15 protein-coding genes are annotated in these 18183 nt (G+C 70.0%); 5 read left to right on the top strand and 10 right to left on the bottom strand.

The window, feature by feature from the left end; all coding sequences use genetic code 11:
• The first annotated feature begins 35 nt into the window (after nucleotides 1-35).
• The gene (locus AB0H76_RS07905) at nucleotides 36-1004 is read left to right on the top strand and encodes a zinc-binding dehydrogenase (RefSeq protein ID WP_357318933.1); all 969 of its coding nucleotides are present in this window, start codon (nucleotides 36-38) and stop codon (nucleotides 1002-1004) included.
• A gap of 76 nt (nucleotides 1005-1080) precedes the next feature.
• Here AB0H76_RS07905 and AB0H76_RS07900 read toward each other — a convergent pair whose 3' ends face one another.
• A complete protein-coding gene (locus tag AB0H76_RS07900; protein WP_357318930.1) occupies nucleotides 1081-1932 on the bottom strand; it encodes an SAM-dependent methyltransferase in 852 nt (283 codons plus the stop codon).
• 324 nt (nucleotides 1933-2256) lie between these two features.
• Between AB0H76_RS07900 and AB0H76_RS07895 the strand changes: the two genes are divergently transcribed.
• On the top strand, nucleotides 2257-3951 hold the full coding sequence (locus tag AB0H76_RS07895) for an ABC transporter ATP-binding protein (protein ID WP_357318927.1): 1695 nt from the start codon (nucleotides 2257-2259) through the stop codon (nucleotides 3949-3951).
• 34 nt (nucleotides 3952-3985) lie between these two features.
• On the opposite strand, the gene AB0H76_RS07890 is transcribed toward AB0H76_RS07895, so the two are convergent.
• Nucleotides 3986-4699 carry an HD domain-containing protein gene (locus AB0H76_RS07890; RefSeq protein ID WP_357318924.1) on the bottom strand — a complete coding sequence of 238 codons (714 nt, stop codon included), beginning with the start codon at nucleotides 4697-4699 and terminating at the stop codon, nucleotides 3986-3988.
• Between the two features lie 143 nt (nucleotides 4700-4842).
• On the opposite strand from AB0H76_RS07890, the gene AB0H76_RS07885 reads away from it, so the two are divergent.
• Complete coding sequence (locus AB0H76_RS07885; RefSeq protein ID WP_357318922.1) at nucleotides 4843-5682, top strand: hypothetical protein; 840 nt, start codon at nucleotides 4843-4845, stop codon at nucleotides 5680-5682.
• A gap of 28 nt (nucleotides 5683-5710) precedes the next feature.
• Here AB0H76_RS07885 and AB0H76_RS07880 read toward each other — a convergent pair whose 3' ends face one another.
• From AB0H76_RS07880 to AB0H76_RS07860, 5 genes are all read right to left on the bottom strand, one after another.
• Nucleotides 5711-6580: an aldo/keto reductase gene (locus AB0H76_RS07880; RefSeq protein WP_357318919.1), complete on the bottom strand. Its 870-nt coding sequence runs from the start codon at nucleotides 6578-6580 to the stop codon at nucleotides 5711-5713.
• 72 nt (nucleotides 6581-6652) lie between these two features.
• Nucleotides 6653-7102 (bottom strand): SgcJ/EcaC family oxidoreductase, encoded by a 450-nt coding sequence (locus AB0H76_RS07875; RefSeq protein WP_357318916.1) that lies wholly within the window; start codon nucleotides 7100-7102, stop codon nucleotides 6653-6655.
• 66 nt (nucleotides 7103-7168) lie between these two features.
• Nucleotides 7169-7798 carry an alpha-ketoglutarate-dependent dioxygenase AlkB gene (locus AB0H76_RS07870; protein WP_357318913.1) on the bottom strand — a complete coding sequence of 210 codons (630 nt, stop codon included), beginning with the start codon at nucleotides 7796-7798 and terminating at the stop codon, nucleotides 7169-7171.
• 57 nt (nucleotides 7799-7855) lie between these two features.
• Entirely contained in the window at nucleotides 7856-8290 is a 435-nt protein-coding gene (locus AB0H76_RS07865; protein WP_357318910.1) for an HIT domain-containing protein, read from the bottom strand.
• A gap of 45 nt (nucleotides 8291-8335) precedes the next feature.
• Nucleotides 8336-14071, bottom strand: coding sequence for a TIR domain-containing protein (locus AB0H76_RS07860; protein WP_357318907.1), 5736 nt, complete (start codon nucleotides 14069-14071; stop codon nucleotides 8336-8338).
• 136 nt (nucleotides 14072-14207) lie between these two features.
• Here AB0H76_RS07860 and AB0H76_RS07855 point away from each other — a divergent pair, with 136 nt between their 5' ends.
• Both AB0H76_RS07855 and AB0H76_RS07850 read left to right on the top strand, forming a co-directional pair.
• Nucleotides 14208-14414, top strand: coding sequence for a hypothetical protein (locus AB0H76_RS07855; RefSeq protein ID WP_357318906.1), 207 nt, complete (start codon nucleotides 14208-14210; stop codon nucleotides 14412-14414).
• 15 nt (nucleotides 14415-14429) lie between these two features.
• Nucleotides 14430-15680, top strand: a complete 1251-nt coding sequence (locus AB0H76_RS07850) for an SLC13 family permease (protein ID WP_357318903.1) — start codon at nucleotides 14430-14432, stop codon at nucleotides 15678-15680.
• 6 nt (nucleotides 15681-15686) lie between these two features.
• On the opposite strand, the gene AB0H76_RS07845 is transcribed toward AB0H76_RS07850, so the two are convergent.
• Genes AB0H76_RS07845 through AB0H76_RS07835 form a run of 3 tightly spaced genes read right to left on the bottom strand, consistent with a single transcriptional unit; the run spans nucleotide 15687 to nucleotide 18138 of the window.
• Complete coding sequence (locus AB0H76_RS07845; RefSeq protein WP_357318900.1) at nucleotides 15687-16589, bottom strand: inositol monophosphatase family protein; 903 nt, start codon at nucleotides 16587-16589, stop codon at nucleotides 15687-15689.
• Nucleotides 16568-17248, bottom strand: a complete 681-nt coding sequence (locus AB0H76_RS07840) for a hypothetical protein (RefSeq protein WP_357318898.1) — start codon at nucleotides 17246-17248, stop codon at nucleotides 16568-16570. Before AB0H76_RS07840 ends, AB0H76_RS07845 begins: the two co-directional genes overlap by 22 nt.
• Entirely contained in the window at nucleotides 17248-18138 is an 891-nt protein-coding gene (locus AB0H76_RS07835) for a hypothetical protein (protein ID WP_357318896.1), read from the bottom strand. Before AB0H76_RS07835 ends, AB0H76_RS07840 begins: the two co-directional genes overlap by 1 nt.
• Between the last annotated feature and the right edge of the window lie 45 nt (nucleotides 18139-18183).

Genomic DNA, 18183 nt, shown 5'->3' with positions numbered 1-18183 from the left:
CTAATTGGACCGCTAGTCAAGTTATGGAGTTCGCCGTGCAGGCAATCGTAATGACAGGGGCCGGTGGGCCCGAGGTACTGGTCGCTCGCGAGGTACCGGAGCCGACACCGGGCGCGGGTGAAGTGGTGATTCGCGCCGAGGCCATCCCCGTGCTGTTCCCGGAGACCCTGCTGCGCTCGGGCGCGTTCCCGATGCCGGCCGAACCGCCGGTGACGTTCGGGTTCGAGGCGGTCGGCACGGTCACCGCGACCGGCGCGGACGTCGACACGGGCCTGATCGGGCAGCGCGTCGCGGTCACCACCCTGGGATATGGCTCCTACGCCGAATATGTCTGCGCACCAGCGGATTCGGTGACACCGGTGCCCGACGACCTGTCCGCCGCCGACGCGGCCGCGGTCCTGATGAGTGGTTCGGTAGCGCTCACCCTGCTCGACACCGCCGCCCTGACCGGCTCGGAGACGGTCCTGATCGAAGCCGCCGCCACGGGTGTCGGCGCCGCGCTGACCCAACTGGCCAAAACCCGTGGCGCCGCTCGCGTCATCGCCACGGCCGGCGGGCCCGCCAAGCTCGCCCAGGCCCGCAAACTGGGCGCGGACGACCTGATCGATCACAACGATCCGGACTGGCCGTCCCGGCTCCCCGAAATCCTCGGCGACGCCACCCTGGACCTCGTCTTCGACTCGATCGGCGGCCCCACCGCCGCGGCCCTGCTCGACGCGATGACCCCGCTGCGCGGCCGCGTCCTGAGCTACGGATTCCTCTCCGGCGCACCGGCGCAGATCACCGCCACGGACCTGCTCTTCCGCGGCCTGTCCCTCACCGGCTGCGCCGGCCCGCACTGGCTCGCCCGGGTCGCGGCGGCTCGCGCCACCGCGCTGCACCAGGTCACCAGCGGTGCCCTGGTCCCCCAGATCGACACGATCCTGCCCCTGGACCAAGCCGCGGAAGCGCACCGCGCCCTCGAATCCCGGACTCCGCTCGGCGCGGTCCTCCTCAGGCCATGACCCCTGCCCCGGACCGATGGATCACGGGGGAGGTGTGCCCGCTCCCCCGCTCGATCGGTCCGGGTCGGCGGCGGATCTACTGACGGACGGCCACCGTGATTCCCGCGGACGGGTCGTCGGTCTCCAGGCCGCGGGCATAGGGCGCCACCAGGCTGTTCCACGGACGGAAGTCGGTGTGCCAGCCGTGGGTGGCCAGCCAGGTTCCGGCATCGGGACCCAGGCCGCGAGGCTCGGACGCGCCCGCCGGCGTGGCCTGGACGATGCGACCCAGCTCCGCGTAGTGCGGAGCGGCGGCGGCGAGGTCGAAGTGGGCGACGCCGAAATCACTGCCGGGGGCCGAGAGGTCGGTGAGAGTTTCGGCGACCTGGAGTGCGGCGGAGCGGTTCAGGTAGCCCAGGACGCCCTCGTCGATCCAGTGTGTGGGCACATCGGGGTGGAAGTCGTTGTCGCGCAGCAGTTGTGCCCAATCGGCACGGAGGTCGGCGGCCAGGGCGTGGCGGACGCAGGTGGGCTCCGCGCCGGCCGCCGCGAGCACCGGTTCTTTGAAGGCGAACAGCTCCGGGAGGTCGATCTCGTAGAAGCGGATCCCGGCGGGCAGGTTCATCCGGAAGGCGCGGGTGTCCAAACCCGCGCCCAGCAGCACGATTTGGCGGCAACCGCGCGCGAGCGCGGCGCGCACCCCGTCGTCCACCAGGCGCACGGTCATGGATCGGCCCGCGAAAAACGCGTCGGCCAGCTGCTCGAGCTGGGCCCACCGCTGCGCGCCCGCCTCGGTCGCGGCGAATTCGGCCCGCGCGGCGTCGACGAAACTGCGGGCCAGCGGATCTTCGTACAGGCGATCGGAGCGCTCGGATTCCAGCACCCGGATCACCGCGACACCGATGGCCGTCATGGCCACTCCGCCCATCGGCACTCGTGTCTGCGCCATTCGTCTCTCCCCACGTCGGCTACCCAGCCGACGGTAGCCGCAGCATCGGCCCGCGCGCAGAACATCGGCAAAGCTGTTGTGAACGACCGGATCCCGGCACGGTTGTCGAAATTCGGTGGCCGGATCACGGCCGGACGGGCAACATGGGCTACTCCAACCCCCTCTTTCCGCGTGTTCCGGCCGGCGCTGCCCCGGGACGATCGAGGGCTGCTCGGACACGATTCGAGAAGGAGGCCCATGCCCACCCCCAGAACCGCTGTCAGGCTCGTACTTCATTACTACGGAAAAGAATTGAGACGGCGCCCGCAATTCGCGGTGCCGGCGATGCTCACGCCCGCGCTGGGCAACATCTGCCAGTTGTACCTGGTGCCGCTGGTGGTGGCGGCCCTGGTCGGGCGGATCGCCGACAGCGGAACCGTCAGCGCCGAGTTCGTCGCCCCGTATCTGCTCGGCGTCGCCGGGCTGCTGATCTGTTCGGAACTGTGCTGGCGCTTCGGTATCCACTGCCTGAACCGGACCGACGCGTACGGGATCGAGAGTCTGTACGTGACGGCGATGGACGAGTTGCTCGCCCGCGACGCCGCGTTCTTCCACAATAATTTCGCCGGCTCGCTGACCAAGCGGTCGCTGAGTTTCGCCTCGCGGTTCGAGGAATTCGTCGACACGCTGGTGTTCGAGGTGTGCGCGTTCCTGGTGCCGGTCGGGTTCGCGGCGGTGGTGCTGTGGCGCTACGACCCGCTGCTGGTCGCGGCGATGGTCGGCTCGATCGGATTCACCGGGCTGGTGATCGCGCCGCTGGTGCGGCGCCGGCAGCGCCTGGTGAACCAGCGCGAGATCGCCATCGCGCGGGTGGCCGGGCATGTCTCCGACAGCGTGTCGAATATGCATTCCGTGCGGGCCTTCTCGGCCGAACCGCAGGAGGCGGCCGAGCACAGCCGCCGGGTGGCGGACGCGCGGCGGAAGTCGTTGCGCTCCTGGGACTACGGGAACCTGCGCATCGACCTGGTGGTGGCCCCGCTGTTCGTGCTGACCAATGTGCTCGGGCTGGCGCTGGCGTTGCGGCTGGTCAGCAAGGGCGCGGGAGTCGAGGTGGTCGTGGTGGCCTTCACCTACTTCTGGAACGCGACCGGAATCATGTTCCGGTTCAACCAGATCTACCGCCGGCTGGAGCGGTCGATCACCGAGGCCGCCCAGTTCACCGAGTTGCTGCTCAGCCCACCGGCGATCGCCGAGCCCGAGAATCCGGAACCCCTGCGGCCCAAGGACTTCGGTGTGCGATTCAGCAAGGTCGAGTTCACCTACCCGGACGCGAAGCCACTGTTCACCGGGTTGGATCTGGAGGTGCCGGCGGGCGCGCGGGTCGGCCTGGTCGGGCGTTCCGGCGGCGGTAAGACCACCATCACGCAGCTGCTGCTGCGCATGACCGATATCCAGGGCGGCACGATCCGCATCGGCGGGCAGGACATCACCCGCCTGCAGCAGTCCGACCTGCGCGGCCTATTGGCCTATGTGCCACAGGAACCGGCGATGTTCCACCGCACGCTGCGCGAGAACATCCGCTTCGCCCGGCCGGCCGCCACCGACGAGGAAGTGCGGCACGCGGCCAAAGCCGCCCACGTCACCGAATTCGCCGACGCCCTGCCCGACGGGCTGGACACGGTGGTCGGCGAGCGCGGCGTCAAGCTCTCCGGTGGCCAGCGCCAGCGGGTCGCGCTGGCCCGCGCCATCCTGCGCGACGCGCCCATCCTGGTGCTCGACGAGGCCACCAGCGCCCTGGATTCCGAGGGCGAGATGCTGGTGCAGCAGGCCCTCTGGGAGCTGATGGCGGGCCGCACCGCACTGGTGGTCGCGCACCGGCTCAGCACGGTGGCCAGCATGGATCGGCTCGTGGTGCTCGACCACGGCACCGTCCTGGAACAGGGCACGCACGCGGAACTGCTACGCGCCGACGGGGTCTACGCCAAGCTCTGGCGGCACCAATCCGGTGGCTTCCTGGGCGAGGATCTCAGCGCCGGGTGAGCGCGAAGACCGGGAACACCCGGCCCGCACCCCGTCAGTCGCGGGCGAGGATGGCTTCGAAACGTTCGTCGGCGCGGTCCAGCTGCTCGAGAATGTGCTGCTTGACGTGCTCGGCCAGCGGGGTGTCGGTGCGCGTCACCAGTTCCCGGTACACGTCGGTAAGCGGGCGGTACTTGCTAGCGAGTTTGCGCATGTGCGGGCCGGTGGAATAGAGGATGCCGACGCCGTTGTCGGTGAAATCGGAGAGCTTCACCACGCGGGCCCAGGGTGCGCGATCCAGGTTGGTGGCGACGTGCTCGCGGTACTGCTCGTGCCGGTCCTGGCGCGGGTCGGGCGCCGGATTGGTCACGGCGGCAACGATATCGGCGACCCGGATGCCGAATCGGCGCGCGAGTTCGCCGAGCGCGGCGGCGGTGGGTTCGCCGCCGCTCTCGCCCGCCAGCTCCCGGGGGTGGTCCTCGACCGAATCGTGCAGCAGGCCCGCCACCACCAGGTCGGGATCCCGGACCTCGTAGTGGCTGATGATCCGAATCGTCACGCGCAGTAGATGATTGAGGTAGGGCTCGCGCCCGTAGCGGTCGGCGGCGTGCAGCCGCGAGGCCAGCTCGAGCGCCTCGGTGAGCCGCTCCGGATCCTCCAGTTCGGCGATCTCCAGCAATAATCGATCACGCAGCCCGGACTCACCGTAGACCTCGCTGATCGTGTGCAGCGGCATCACGGCCAAGACCCCCGCCCCAGGATTGCTCATACGCTCAATCTATCTGGGACACCACTCCGCGCGCGCGACTTATTCGCCGGGCTCCCTGTGTTCTCGCGCACGGAAAATCCGTTGCCGCCACGATGGCCGCGTGGTCTGCTGATTACCGAGCGAGGCAGAAACCGGAGGTACACGTGGCCGCGCAGAACAAACGGCCGCGACCCGCGTCGGCCACCGACGACATGCTGAAATTGCACCGCCGCACCATGGTGCTGGACGGGCGCGTCTACACCGTGCTCACCCTGCGCCCCGGCAGCGATTTCCGCTTCGCCACCAACCGATTCCACGACACCTGGCATGTGCTCTCGGATTGGCGCGGCGCGCGAGTGCTGGCCCGGTTGCTGTGGGGGCTGTCCTACCAGCGCCGCCCCGGCACGCTGGTCGTGATCGACCCGGCGCACCTGGACCCGAACCCGTTCGACGCCGCCCCGTCGGACCCGATCGTGCTGGTGCCCGCGGAGCGGACCGTCTTCACCCAGGCCGCCGCCGTCGCGCTGCGCCGGCGGTTGCCGCTGCGGGACAAGTCGCAGGGCACCGTGCGGTTCCAGACCTTCGGCCTGCGCCCGGCGGTCGCGGAGCTGGCGGCCTGGCGGTCCCGGCCCGAGGCCCGCAACGCCTACCGCTGGGCCCCGCCGACCGGGCACGCCCGGATCCAGCGGCTCGGGGGCGTGCTCACGATCGTCGGCGCACCCGACCAGCTGCGGAGTTGGGCGACCGGTCTCGCGACCTTGGGCGCGGATATCACCTACGACATGGACTATCTCTACCTGGACGACCACGGGGACGGCGAAGTCCAGATCTTCCGCCAGTACCGGCGCAAGGTACGGACTGCGCACCAGGCCCGCGCCGAAGTCCTCGCCCACCGCCGCGGCGATTCGGCCGCCGACCTCGAACGGCGCATCTGGGCGCACGGCGCGAACGTCCGGCGGCGCCGCTATCCCGACGCCGCCGAGCAGCGTTCCGCGACAGACTGATCGCGAGAACGCCGCGACCGCACCAATTTCAGACGATGGCCGAGAGACGCTCGAACTGATCGTCGGTCAGTGTCACCTCGGCGGCCGCGATGTTCTCGGCGAGGTGCTCGAGCGAGGTGGTGCCGGGGATCGGCAGGATGGTCGGCGATCTGCGGAGCAGCCAGGCCAGCGCGGTCTGGGCGGGTGACGCGCCGACCTCCGCCGCGACCGCGGCGACCGGACTGTCCGGGCCCGCGTGCGCGCCGCCGGCTACCGGGAAGAACGGGATGAAGGCGATGTCGTGCTCGGCGGTGTAATCGACGACCGCCTCGTGGCCGCGGTTGGCCAGGTTGTACATGTTCTGCACGCTGGCGATCGGGGTGATCCGCTCGGCTTCGCGCAGCTGGTCCAGGGTCACCTCGGACAGGCCGATGTGGCGGACCTTGCCTTCCGCACGCAGCTGGTGCAGCGCGCCGATCTGGTCCGCGAGGGGGACCGTGGGATCGACGCGATGCAGTTGCAGCAGGTCGATATGGTCGAGTTTCAGCCGCCGCAGGCTCAATTCGGCCTGCTGGCGCAGGTAGGCCGGGTGGCCGACGGGCACCCACTCGGTCGGCGAGGGCCGGGTGACACCGATCTTGGTGGCGATCACCACACCGTCTCCGTACGGCGCCAGCGCCTCGGCGACCAGCTCCTCGTTTTCACCGAGCGCGTAGGAGTCCGCAGTGTCGATCAGATTCACTCCGGATTCGACGGCGCGGCGCAACACCGCCCCGGCCGCTTCCCGGTCCACCGGCGCCCGCCAGATGTGGCCCATGCCCGCCTCGAAACCCGGTTCCGGCGCGGCCGCCAATCGCATCGCGCCGTAACCGATCCGGTTCACCTTCAGCTCGCCACCGAGCAAGAACGACGTACCCATCTGCACCACTCCCTACGATTCGAGCAACGAGGAGTGGGAACTTCGCGCCGCCGGAACCTATTCCCGCACCCGTCACTCCCCCTGCGGCACAAGGGTGTTCTGCCGGGCCGCCGTCCACCATGTGCCGTCCTCCTTGACCAGCACATACAGGGCGATCATGGCGGGATCGGTGTCGATCAGCACACCGTCGGCGGTGGTGGCGCGGGCGACTTTGTGGGCGAGGGCGATGTCCGGGCGCAGGAAGGTGATGTCGGTGACGTCGTAGCGGACGTACTGGTCCTTCAGGAAGCCCGCGAGGCCCGCGCGGTTGGCCTCGAGCAGCGTCTCCCGTCCGGTCATCAGCACGCCGACGGCGTTGACGACCGTCGCGTTGACGGTGAAGGGGCTGGTCAGCAGTTCGGCGTCGTTGGTGTTGTAGGCGGTCTCGGTGTCGCGGACGATCTGCTCGATCGCGGCGATGTCGGCGGTGTGATCGACCGTGGTGTCGTCGACGGTCGGGGCGACGGAAGTTGTTGTGCTCATGGGGAACAGCTTTATACCTCAACCAATATTGAGGTCAATCCCGCGGCGCGGTCTGCTGCGTCACAGCTACCGGACACCGCGCGGGCGGAACTGGATGCTGATGCGCGGCCCGGCCGGTTTCCGCGTCTTGGGCACCGCGTGTTCCCAGGTGCGCTGGCACGATCCACCCATCACCAGCAGATCGCCGTGCCCCACCGGGAACCGGAGCGCCTCGCCCCCACCGCGCGGGCGCAGCGCCAGCGCGCGCGGGGCGCCGACCGAGACGATCGCGACCATGGTGTCGTGCGTGGAGCCGCGCCCGATGGTGTCGCCGTGCCACGCGACGCTGTCGCGCCCGTCCCGGTAGTAACACATTCCGGCCGTGCGGAACGGCTCGCCGAGTTCGGCGCGATAGTGCTCACTCAACGCGGATCGCGCGTCACCGAGCACCGGATCCGGCAGCTCCTCGGCCTCGCCGTAGAACCGCAGCAGCCGCGGCACGTCCACCACCCGGTCGTACATCGGCCGCCGCTCCGCCTGCCAGGGCACGGCCGCGACCAGCCGCTCGAACAGCACATCCGCCCCGCTCAGCCACCCCGGCAGCACATCGACCCAGGCCCCGCGCGAGAGCACGGTACGCCGGATCGGGCCGAGCTCACCCAGCTCGACCGCACCGAACCCATCCAGCAGCGAGCCCTGCAGCAGCGGTGACGACATGGCCCGAATGTACGCCAGATCGAACATACGTGCTAGCGGGTTCCGGTCGGCGTGTTCTCAGGCGAACCGGCGCCGCAGGCCGCGCACCAGGTCGATCAGTCCGGCTTCGTCCAGGCGCGGCCGCTCGGGCCACGAGGTGGTGTCGTGCCAGGGCACCGCGTCGGGCGTACCGGGCGGACGAGCGAAGACATGCTGATGGAAGTGCGCGACCGAGCGGCCGGTGACCATCGAGAACACCGCCTCCGGGGCCAGCTCCTGGCGCAGCGCCCGCGCCGCCCGCGTCACCGCCCAGCCGACCGCCGCCGCCTCGGCCTCGGTCAGATCGGCCACCGTGACCGCGTGCCGGCGCGTCTCCACGAACAGATACCCGGGCGAGGACCCCTTGCCGAGCGGCTGATGCGTGACGACCACCAGATCGTCGGCGAAGATCACCGGCCCGACCAACTCGCCTGCGCCGCGATGCTTTTCGCAGATCGCACAGAAACGCCCCACCGGCCCAGAATACGTCGGCGCGGCGGCGGCCGGCCTGTCCCGCTCTCAGAACGGCTCGTCCGGCAGCAGTTGCCGCACCTCCGGCAGGAATTGATCCAGCTCGCCGATGTCGAAGCGGGACATGCCGATAACGTGCCAGAACTGCCCGGCCGGGCTGCCGTCGACCTTGTAGCGCCCGTCGGGGGCGACGGCCGCCCAGCTCTCCGGCAGGCCGAGCAGGATCGACCGGATGACAGGTGCGTCGGCCGGGTGCTCGCCCATCGACCACACGATGACATTGCCGTCGTCCGCGCCGCTGGCCAGGGTCCGGCCCGCCGGATCGAAGGCCAGCGACCAGATCTGACGCTTGTGGCCCTCCAGGGTGTGCAGGTGGCGGCCGGTCGCCATGTCCCACAACCGGATCACCAGATCGTCGCCGCCGGTGGCCAGGATGCCGGTGGTCGCGTCGATCGCCGCGGCCCACAGGCGCGCGGTGTGCCTGCCGATGTCGTGCAGGCACTCGCCGGTCTCGACATCCCAGATCCGGACCTTGGTGTCCCAGGAGACGCTGGCGAGCCGATTCTCGTGGAAGGCGACCGCGTACACCCGGTCCGCGTGCCCGCGCAGGGTGCGCAGCACCTGCCCGGTCCGCACGTCCCAGAGCCGGACCACCTGGTCGTCGCAGCCGGTGGCCATCAGCGTGCCCGCCGCGTTGAACGCGATGGACCGCACCCGCCCGCGATGCTCGGCGCACTGCTGGTGCACCGCGCCGGTGGTGCGGATCCACAGGGTGACGGTGTCGTCGTCGTTCGCGGTCGCGACGAATTCCCCGGTGGGGTCGTACGCGGTGGCCCAGATCGGAGGCGACTCACCGGTGATGTGCCGCTCATAGGAGTCGCTGGCCAGGTTGTAGAGACTCAGGCGGCCATCGTTGCGGGCGATCGCGATCTGGTTCGGATCCACCGAGCTGAATCTGGCCGCCTCGTAGGAGAACAGCCGATCCTCGCTGCCCAGCAGCCGCCGGGTCAGCCGCCCGGTCACCGGATCCCAGAACCGGACCACGCCGTCGTTGCCGCAGGCGGCCAGCAGGGTGCCGTCGGAGTTGAAGCGCACCGTGGTGACCTGCCGCCCGTGCCCGGTCAGGACGTGCCGGCAGGCCCCGGTCGCCGAATCCCAGAGCCGCGTGGTGAATTGGTCGTCGGTGACCGCCAGCTGACGTCCGTCGGCCCGGAAGGCGAACGGCCAGATCGACCCGGTGTGGCCGGTGAGCCGGTGCCGCAGCTGCCCGGACACGCTGTCGTGCAGGCAGACTCGGCCCGCGCTGTCGCCGGAGGCGAGCTGCTCGCCGGTGGGATCGAAGCTCAGCCAGTAGATGGCCGCGCCGGAGTGCTCGGCGGAGGCGTGCCGGGTCTCGCCGGTTTCGATGTCCCACAACCGCAGTCCCCCTTCGGTATCCCCGCTGGCCAGGATCGGCAGGCCGGGATGGAAGCCGAGGGTGTAGACCCGGCCGGTATGGCCGGTCAGCTCCCGCACCCGCAAGCAGGTGCCGGGATCCCACAGCGACACGGTCCCGTCGGCCGCGCCGGTCGCGAGCAGGTTTCCGCTGGGACTGAACGCGATTCGATACACCGAGCCGGCGGCCGCGACGAATTTCCCCGTCTCGGCGCCGGTTCCGGTGTCCCACAGCCGGACCACACCGTCGCGGTAGGCGGCGGCCAGGACGCCGTCGAAGAAATCCATGCTGTAGATGAGTTCACGTCCGCCCCCGGCCGGACGGCACTCGTGCAACAGCTCGCCACTGGGCAGCGACCACAGCCGCAGCACGCCCTCGGCGTCGCCGGTGGCCAGGACGTCGCCGCGCTTGCTCAGCACCACCGGCCACGGCCAGTTGTCGTGGCCGGACAGGATGCGGCGCAGTTCGCCGGTCGCGGTGTCCCACAGGCCGACGGTGCCGTCACCCGACCCGGTGACCAGCACCTCCTCGGTGTAGCCCACGGCGAAGGTGCGCGCCCGGTGGGTCTGCAAGGTACGCAGCGGCCGTCCGGTCTCGGTGTCGTAGATCAGCACGCCGCCGTTCTCGCTGCCGACGGCCAGCGTCCCGCCGTCCGGGCTGTAGGCCACCGGCTGCGGCAGGCGCCCGTGCCGGGCGTGGAAGCCGTGCCGCACCCCGATCGCGGCGGGCGCGAACTCGGTGTGCACCGGGGTGCCGGGCACCGTCGCGGCGCCGCGCAAATCCGAATCCAGTGGTGTGCCGCGCACTTCCAGCAGGGCAGCGCGCCGCCACCGGGTACCGGTGGCGCGGGCTCCGGTGAGGTCGGTGCGGGCCAGCCGCGCGCGCGTCAGGTCGGCGCCGCTCAGGTCGGCGTTGGTCAGGACCGCGTCGTCCAGCCGGGCGCCGACCAGCCGGGCGCCGCGCAGCACCGCCCCGGTCAGGTTCGCCCCGACCAGCCGGGCGCCGGTCAGGTTCGCGTCGCTGAGATCGACGCCGCGCAGTTCGCGGTAGGACAGATCGGCGCCGGCGAGCATGGCCCCGCGCAGGTCGGCCGTGGGCGCGGTGGCCAGCCGCGTGCTCACCCGCAAGGCGTTGCGGCGGGCGTGCTCACCCGCGTCCGGATCGGCCAGCACCCGCTCCGCCCAGGCGCCCGCGGCCCGGTGATCGGCCAGGTCGCAGAGGAAGTCGACGGTCAATTGCGAGAGCGGGCGCGCGGCCAGCTGCGGCGGCGCGGCCGTCCCGCCCGCGAACTGCCCGGCGATGTGGTTGGCCACCAGCCACTCGGTCACCGAGGAGTGGATGAAACCGAACAGGTTCTCCTCGGTGCGCACCAGCAGGCTGCCCGAGCCGATGGCATGCGCCTGCTGCTCCGGGGTCATCCGATTGGACCCGGTGATCTCCACCAGATCCTGTGCCACATCGGTCAATTCGGCCATCCGCAGATACTGCTCGCCGGATTCCCAGCAGCGCAGCGCGAAAGCCGTGACCGCCAGCCACAATTCGGCGGCGGTGAGCCCCGGCAGCGTGCCCGCCACCGAGCCGGTGCGCCGAGCCTCGAATTCCAGCCAGGTATCCAGTATTTCGCGGTACAGCCCGGCGGGCCCGACGGCGCCCTCGGTGTCGGCGGCCGCACGCAGGCGCGTGTCCGCCAGGTCGGCGATGAAGCTGAGCATCCGCGGATTGCGGGCCAGGCCGAGCAGGTCCTGGATGCCGGTGATGCGGCGCATCCGGTCGTCGGCGCGGACCAGGTCACCGCCGTACCGGTTCACCAGGAAGGCGCGGATCTGTTCGCGCCCGAACGGCTCGATGCTCAGGATGTGGCGATCCTGCAGCATGCCGACCCGCTCGCCGAGCGCGGAGAGCACCTGGGAGCGGGACTCGAAATGCTGGGTCCGGCTGGCCACGATGATCTTGGCCTTGCCGGCCGCGGCGGCCAGCAGCGTTTCCAGGTGCTGGGCGGCGAATTCGTAGCTGATGCGGGTGGCGAGTTCGTCGAAACCGTCGAACAGCAGCACCACCCGGCCCTCGCGCAGCATGTAGTGCAGCGCGTCCAGGTCGATGCGGCCCTCGCCGTGATTGGCCAGGTGCGCGGCGACCAGGCCGTCCACCGTGTGCGACTTGTCCAGCCCGCGCAGCTCGATCAGGATCGGGATGAGCGCGGGCCGGGATTCGGTGATCCGGCGGGCCAGCTCGCGCAGCGCGAAGGTCTTGCCGCGCCCGAAATCGCCGAGCAGCAGCACAAATCGGCCGTGATCGGCCGACACCACGCGCAGCAGCTCCCCCACCAGGTCCTCGTGCGCCTGCTCGTCACCGTGTTCGAGCATCCGGAAGCGCTGCGGCACATACAGATCCGGCGGGTAGCGGCGGTCGGTGCGCAGCCGCGCCAGCTGGTCGGCCAGATAGTGATCCAGATCCAGCAGACCCTGGAAATCGGTGAAGCTACGCAGCCACACGCCGTGACTGGCGGCCTCCTCACGCAGCGAAAGTGGCGGCGGCGCACCGCGATACACCAGATCAGAACCGTATTCCGGGTCCTGGGCCAGGAATTCCTCCACCACCTGGCGGGTCATGTCCCCGACGTGCACGCCCACCCGCCGCACGCCCACCACATCGCCTTCCTTGTGGATGATCAGCAGATGCGGCGGATCGGCCTGCACGCGCCGAATCCGGGCACCCGGGAACCGGGTCTCGCAGACCTCGGCGACGCGTTCGAGCAGCCGGCTGTGCGGATCGACGATCTCCGGGTCGGCCTGCTCGGGCTGCTCCAGCTCGAGTTCCTCGGGCACGGCCAGTTCCAGCGCGGTGACCGGCGGCAGCGCGGCCGCGGCGTGTGCCCAGGTCTGGGTCAGCTTCGCCCACGGCTCACCGGGTTTCGCCTCGGCCGCGCTGTAGCGGGCCAGTCCCTCCAGCGTGATGTGCACGATCTCGTCGCGGCCCGGCGCGGCGGCGGGCAGCACCGGGAGCACGCCGCCGAGCCGGTCCAGGTGCCGGCCACCCGGCCCGGGGCCGTGCAGCAGCAGATGCAGGCGCCCGGCCAGCAGCCGGGACAGCCCGGCGGCATCGCGCAGCACCGTCGGGTCCTCGGGCGCGGCGGCGGGGCCCGGCAGCGGATCGTGGCGCAGCACGCCCAGCCGCAGCCAGCCGAGCCGCTCGAACTCGCGCAGCTGCTGGGCGAACCAGGCCGCCTGCGAGGTGCCGATCTCGCCGTAGTCGTCGCCGACCCGGTGCGTCATCGCCATCGTCGAATTCATTCCGGCGACCACCACCCGCAATTCCGGAATCGGGAACAGCGTCCAGGGCTGCCCGATATCGAAAACCAGATGGTCCAGGCCCTGATACAGCTCACCGAACAGCCGCGAGAACTGTTTCAGCTTCGGGTAATACGGCGGCTGCGGCTTGCGCTCGTTGGCCTCCTGGTCGAGGAAATAGGCCTGGCAGGCGGCCTTGGAGACGTCGTGGTTGCCCGGCACCACGATCAGGCGGCTCGGCTCCAGGCCGAGCAGCACCCGCAGCCCGGTCAGGAAGCGCAGCGCCTCGTCGACCTGGCTCGGGCGCGCGGATTCGGTGAGATCACCGGTGACCACGATCAGATCCGGCTTGGGCACGCCCTGATCCACCAGCTGGGTGACGTTCGCCCAGATGTGGGCCTGCAGTTCACCGGCGGTCGCGGGGTCGTCGCGACCGAGCAGGCCGCGACCGAAGCGCGGGCCCGCCACATGCAGCACCGAGACGCCCTCGTGCCGGTCACCGGGCACCGTGCCGGCGCCGGGAAAATCCGGTGCGGCGACCGGAGTGCGCCGATGCCAGGGCCTTTCGACATTGTCGGACTCCTCGGTGAGCGGCTGCTCCAGCACCGCGTCGAGCGGAAATGCCGGGGCCAGACCGGGTTTGGCGCGCCCGGCCAGCAGATGCCCGAGCCGCTCCAGCACCGTGCGCCGCGCCACCTCGGCGCTGGCCACCCCGACCAGATCCACATAGGTGAGGGTGGCGAGCAGGCCGGTCAGCTCGCACTCGGCGATCCGGATCGGCAACAGCTTGCCCGGCTCGGTGCGATAGGTGGCCTGCCACTCCTGCGTGCCGCCCTTGGAATTCAGATAATTCTCCGACAGCACCGCCACCACGACCGCCGACTCCCGCACACCGCGATCCATGAAGTCGATGAAATTGGTGCCGGGCACGAAATCCCACGCCTGGATCAGGGTCCGGAACCCCGCCGATTCCAGCTGCCAGGCCAACCAGGTGGCCCACCGTTCGTCCGCCGGGGAGTAACTGATGAAGAAGTCACGAGGCTGGGCGCCGGGCTGCGTCACCCTCCCAGTATGCCCGTCTACTAGATCATCTTGGGAGACACCGGAATCAGCGGGCAGACGACGATCGCGCACCCGATGCGATCATGCAATCGAGCGCTCGATCCCACTCCCTCATTTGCTCGAAGACTGGAACACCATGACCGACAATTCGGAGGCACTGCTCATCAAGGCTCTCGTGGCCACGGTCCTGGCACTGCTCAGCGTCATAGTCGCCCTCGTCGCCGCCGCCGTTGCCATGCACCGCAGCAGGCAGTGGACGACCGCGATCGCCCACGGTGGCGGCACCTTCGCCGCATCGTTCGGCCTGATGCTGCTGGGTCTGAACACCCTGTGGCCGAGCTGATGAGACCATGATCAAATGCCTGAGCAGGTCGATTCCGCCGTGCCCGACACGCCGCCCGGCGCGGCGACCCGGCGGTACTGGGGACTGACGACGCTGGACTGGGTCCGGGTCGCGCTGCTGGTAGCCGGGCTGTTGTGTGTGCTCACCGGGGCGCTGCCCCGCGACGAGGCCGCCGATAACATGCGGCGGATCTGGCCGCTGCTGGTGTTTCTCGGGGCGGTGATCATCCTGGCCGAGCTGACCCGGCAGGCGAAAGTTTTCGATGTGATCGCGCACCGGCTGGCGATTCTGGGGCGCGGGTACTACCCGGCGCTGTTCGGGCTCTGTGTGCTGTTCGCGTCCGCTACGACGATCCTGCTCAATCTCGACACCACCGCGGTACTGCTCACCCCGGTGATGCTGGCGCTGGCGGGCCCCGCGCGGATTCCGCCCCTCCCGCTGGCGATGCTGACGTTGTGGCTGGCCAACACCGCGAGTCTGCTGCTGCCGGTGTCGAATCTGACGAATCTGCTCGCGGCCGAGCGGGTGGCGCTGCACGCCACCGAGTTCGCCGGGCGGATGTGGGCGGCGCAACTGGTGTCGATCGCGGCGACGATGCTGTGCCTGTGGGTGTTCTATTGGCGGCGTGGGCTGCGGGACGCGGACCGGTATGTGCCGCCGGCGCCGGTGCGCCCGGAGAACTCGCGCGAGCGGGCGCTGCTGTACACCACCGCGGGGGCGTGTCTGCTGTTCATCCTGGCGATTCCGTTCGTCGGCGAGCGGATCGACGTCGCCGCGCTCATCGCCGCGGCGATCGCCCTGCTCGCGTTCGCGGTGTTCGACCGCTCCGCGCTGAAGTTATCGCTGTTCCCGTGGCAGCTACTGGTTTTCGTGGTCGGGCTGTTCCTGGTGATTCCCACGCTGAGCAGGCACGGGCTCTCCGATCTGATGCACCTGCTGATCGGTTCCGACCCCGGAGCCGAGGGTGCGTATCGCGCGGCGGCGGCCGGCGCGGGCCTGTCCAACGTGGCCAACAACCTGCCCGCCTATACCGCGGGCGAGGCGGTCGTCCCGGCCGAGAACCGGAATCAGTTGCTGGCGTTGCTGATCGGCACCAATGTCGGGCCGGTCGTGACCCCGTGGGCCTCGCTGGCGACGCTGCTGTGCCTGGAGTTCTGCCGCACGCACAGCGTGCGCGTGCCGATGGGCCGGTTCGTGGGCACCGGTCTGGTGCTGGCGACCCTGGCGACCGCCGGTTCGGTGGCGGCACTGCTGATTACGGGCTAGGCCGCGTCAGCGCAGGCCGGTCACCGCGACCTCGGCGGCGGCTTTCACCCAGCGCGACAGCTCCGCGGTCATCTGCGGGCTGCCCGCGATGAAGTCGATCTCGCCGCCGAGCGGATCGATGGTGTCGTCCAGCGGCGCGCCACCGAAATCGGTGATCTCGACACCGGATTCGCGCGCGATCAGACTGCCCGCGGGCAGGTCGACCACGCCCGCGCGGTAGCCGACGAACCCGTCGATGTCGCCGCGCGCCAGCATGATCCAGCAGAGCAGCGGCGACCAGAGCTGAATCAGCCGGCGGGAATTCGCCTCCAGCGACAGCCGCATGGCACGCGCCACGGCGTCGGCGCGCCCGACCGGATAGCCCTGCAACCAGGCCAGCACCGGCGCGGTATCGGGCCGCGGCGAGGGCGGTTGCCACAACCGGCCGTCCGGACCGGCCGCGCCGCGCCCGCGCAGCGCCGACCAGGTGTGCCCGGTGAGCGGCTCGTGCACGACGCCGACCACCGGAGTTCCGTAGTGGCACAGCGCGATACCGACGGTGCACACCGGCAGCCCGATGGCGATGTTGTTGGTGCCGTCGAGTGGGTCGACCACCCAGCACCACGCGTCGTCGGCGCCGGCCAGCAGGCCGGATTCCTCGGCCAGGATCCGGTGTTCGGGAAACGCCCGGCGCAGATGGCCGAGAATGATGTCCTCGGCGCGCAGATCCAGATCGGTGACCAGGTCACCCGCGGACCCCTTCGCGCGGATCGCCAGCGCGCCACCGAGACCGGTGCGGATCGCCGCGCCCGCCTCCTCGGCCGCCGCGATCGCCACATCCACCGCCAGACCCGGCGGTAGGGCCAGACCCGGCTGCCCCGTACCGACGAGATCGCTACGGACGGGATTCAAGACGTCGCTCGGTCCCATTGCTCCTCCAGGTGAGCCGGCAGGGTCAGCTGTTCCAATACGGTCCGTGCGGCGCGGCGAGTCTCCGCCGCGGTGCACGGAACGCGATGTACCCAGTGGTCGTCGGTGGCGAGCCCGCCCAGTGATCGATCGGGCTTGCCGTGACGGTACTCGCCCAACGCGACGGTCGCAGCCGCACCGGCCACCTCCGAGACGTGGAATACACCGTGCGGGAGGGTATATGCGTCGCCGGCCCGGAAAAGTTCATGCGAGCGCAGCCGATAGGCCACGACCTGCGACGTCGCCCGGACCAGATCGCCCTCGGGGCCGCTCTGGATCTCGAAGATCCGGTGTGTCGGGCGTTCGGGCGCGTCGATGACCTCGAAGATGTCGTTGCCGACCGCACCGTAGAGCACGATGCTGAGCAGATCCCAGCTGTGCGCGTGAATCGGCGAGGTAGTGGGCCGCGCGCGCATCCCCTCGGCCCACACGTGCAGGCAGACCCCCAGATCGCCGTCGCGCCACACCGGAAAACACAGGAACCCCAGCGGATGCCGCAGCACCGGCACCGTCTCGGTACCCGCCGCCACCGGCGTCAGATACTCCCGCACCCAGCTACCCACTTCGCGGGCCGCCGCGGCGGAGGCGAACGAACTGCGTAGTCGAGCATAGGGATTCATCAGAATGGATTCTCCGGGTTCAACGCACGACGCACGATCTCGGCGACGTCACGATCCTCGAAAGACGCGGGCAGCGACAGGCCCAGCGCGTCGAACACGGCGCGGACCTGCTCGACCGTCGGCGGGTCGTCCAGCTGCACGTCGCGCGCGTTGCTCAGCGGCACCTTCTTGGCCTGGTCGAAACTGGAATCCAGTTCCCGGCTGAAATCGCGGTAGTACGGCTTGTCCCGCTCGAACATCATGGCCGGGGTGTTCGGATTGTCCTGGGTGATGATGACGCAGGAGGTGGCCAGGTCCCAGCGGAAGGTCGTCATCACCGAGGAGAAGCCCACGGCGATGTCGAGCGGGCTGTACTGCTGCTTGTACCAGCAGGCGGCGAGCACGGTGGCGAAGGATTCCTGCTGCACCCGCCGGGTGGTCCACGGGTCGCGCGTGCGGATGGCGTCCGGCGCCACCGAGGCCCGGAACTCCGCGTAGGTCTTGCAGAGCAGTTCGTTGGTCGGGTCCAGGATCTCGAGCCGTACCCGCAGACTGCGCTGGGCCTGGCGCGCGTTGCGCACGCACTCGCGCAGGGTGACCGCGCGAATGTAGGTTCCGGTGCCGCCCTTGAAGATCCACTTCTCGGTGTCGCGGCGCGCGAGCGTGTGCTGGTGCCCGATCTCGGGACCGTTGAGCATCTGCACCGAGGACGCGTCGCGCATCGCCTTGGCCGAGAGATGCCGGTCCCGCAGCAGCGTCGTCGCGAGCAGCGCGAGCACCAGCAGCACCGCCGCGTTCACCGTGTCGGTGCCCAGCACGTCGACGACCGCCAGCACCCCGACGATCAAAGCCAGGACCAACGCGACCAAACCGTCGACGTTGTTGCGGAACCAGGTCAGAAACCGAGCCATGCACCACCCTCCCCGTGTTTCCACCAGGATAGGGGCAACGTGGCC

Source organism: Nocardia sp. NPDC050712, assembly GCF_040654295.1.
Lineage (GTDB): Bacteria > Actinomycetota > Actinomycetes > Mycobacteriales > Mycobacteriaceae > Nocardia.
The sequence above is the reverse complement of the archived record's forward strand: the minus strand, read 5'-3'. Positions and strand labels throughout refer to the sequence as shown.

Coding starts and splice junctions, on each gene's coding strand:
- AB0H76_RS07900 (WP_357318930.1), bottom strand. CDS start 1,932: ATGGCGCAGACACGAGTGCCGATGGGCGGAGTGGCCATGACGGCCATC.
- AB0H76_RS07895 (WP_357318927.1), top strand. CDS start 2,257: ATGCTCACGCCCGCGCTGGGCAACATCTGCCAGTTGTACCTGGTGCCG.
- AB0H76_RS07890 (WP_357318924.1), bottom strand. CDS start 4,699: ATGAGCAATCCTGGGGCGGGGGTCTTGGCCGTGATGCCGCTGCACACG.
- AB0H76_RS07880 (WP_357318919.1), bottom strand. CDS start 6,580: ATGGGTACGTCGTTCTTGCTCGGTGGCGAGCTGAAGGTGAACCGGATC.
- AB0H76_RS07875 (WP_357318916.1), bottom strand. CDS start 7,102: ATGAGCACAACAACTTCCGTCGCCCCGACCGTCGACGACACCACGGTC.
- AB0H76_RS07870 (WP_357318913.1), bottom strand. CDS start 7,798: ATGTCGTCACCGCTGCTGCAGGGCTCGCTGCTGGATGGGTTCGGTGCG.
- AB0H76_RS07855 (WP_357318906.1), top strand. CDS start 14,208: ATGACCGACAATTCGGAGGCACTGCTCATCAAGGCTCTCGTGGCCACG.
- AB0H76_RS07850 (WP_357318903.1), top strand. CDS start 14,430: ATGCCTGAGCAGGTCGATTCCGCCGTGCCCGACACGCCGCCCGGCGCG.
- AB0H76_RS07845 (WP_357318900.1), bottom strand. CDS start 16,589: ATGGGACCGAGCGACGTCTTGAATCCCGTCCGTAGCGATCTCGTCGGT.
- AB0H76_RS07840 (WP_357318898.1), bottom strand. CDS start 17,248: ATGAATCCCTATGCTCGACTACGCAGTTCGTTCGCCTCCGCCGCGGCG.
- AB0H76_RS07835 (WP_357318896.1), bottom strand. CDS start 18,138: ATGGCTCGGTTTCTGACCTGGTTCCGCAACAACGTCGACGGTTTGGTC.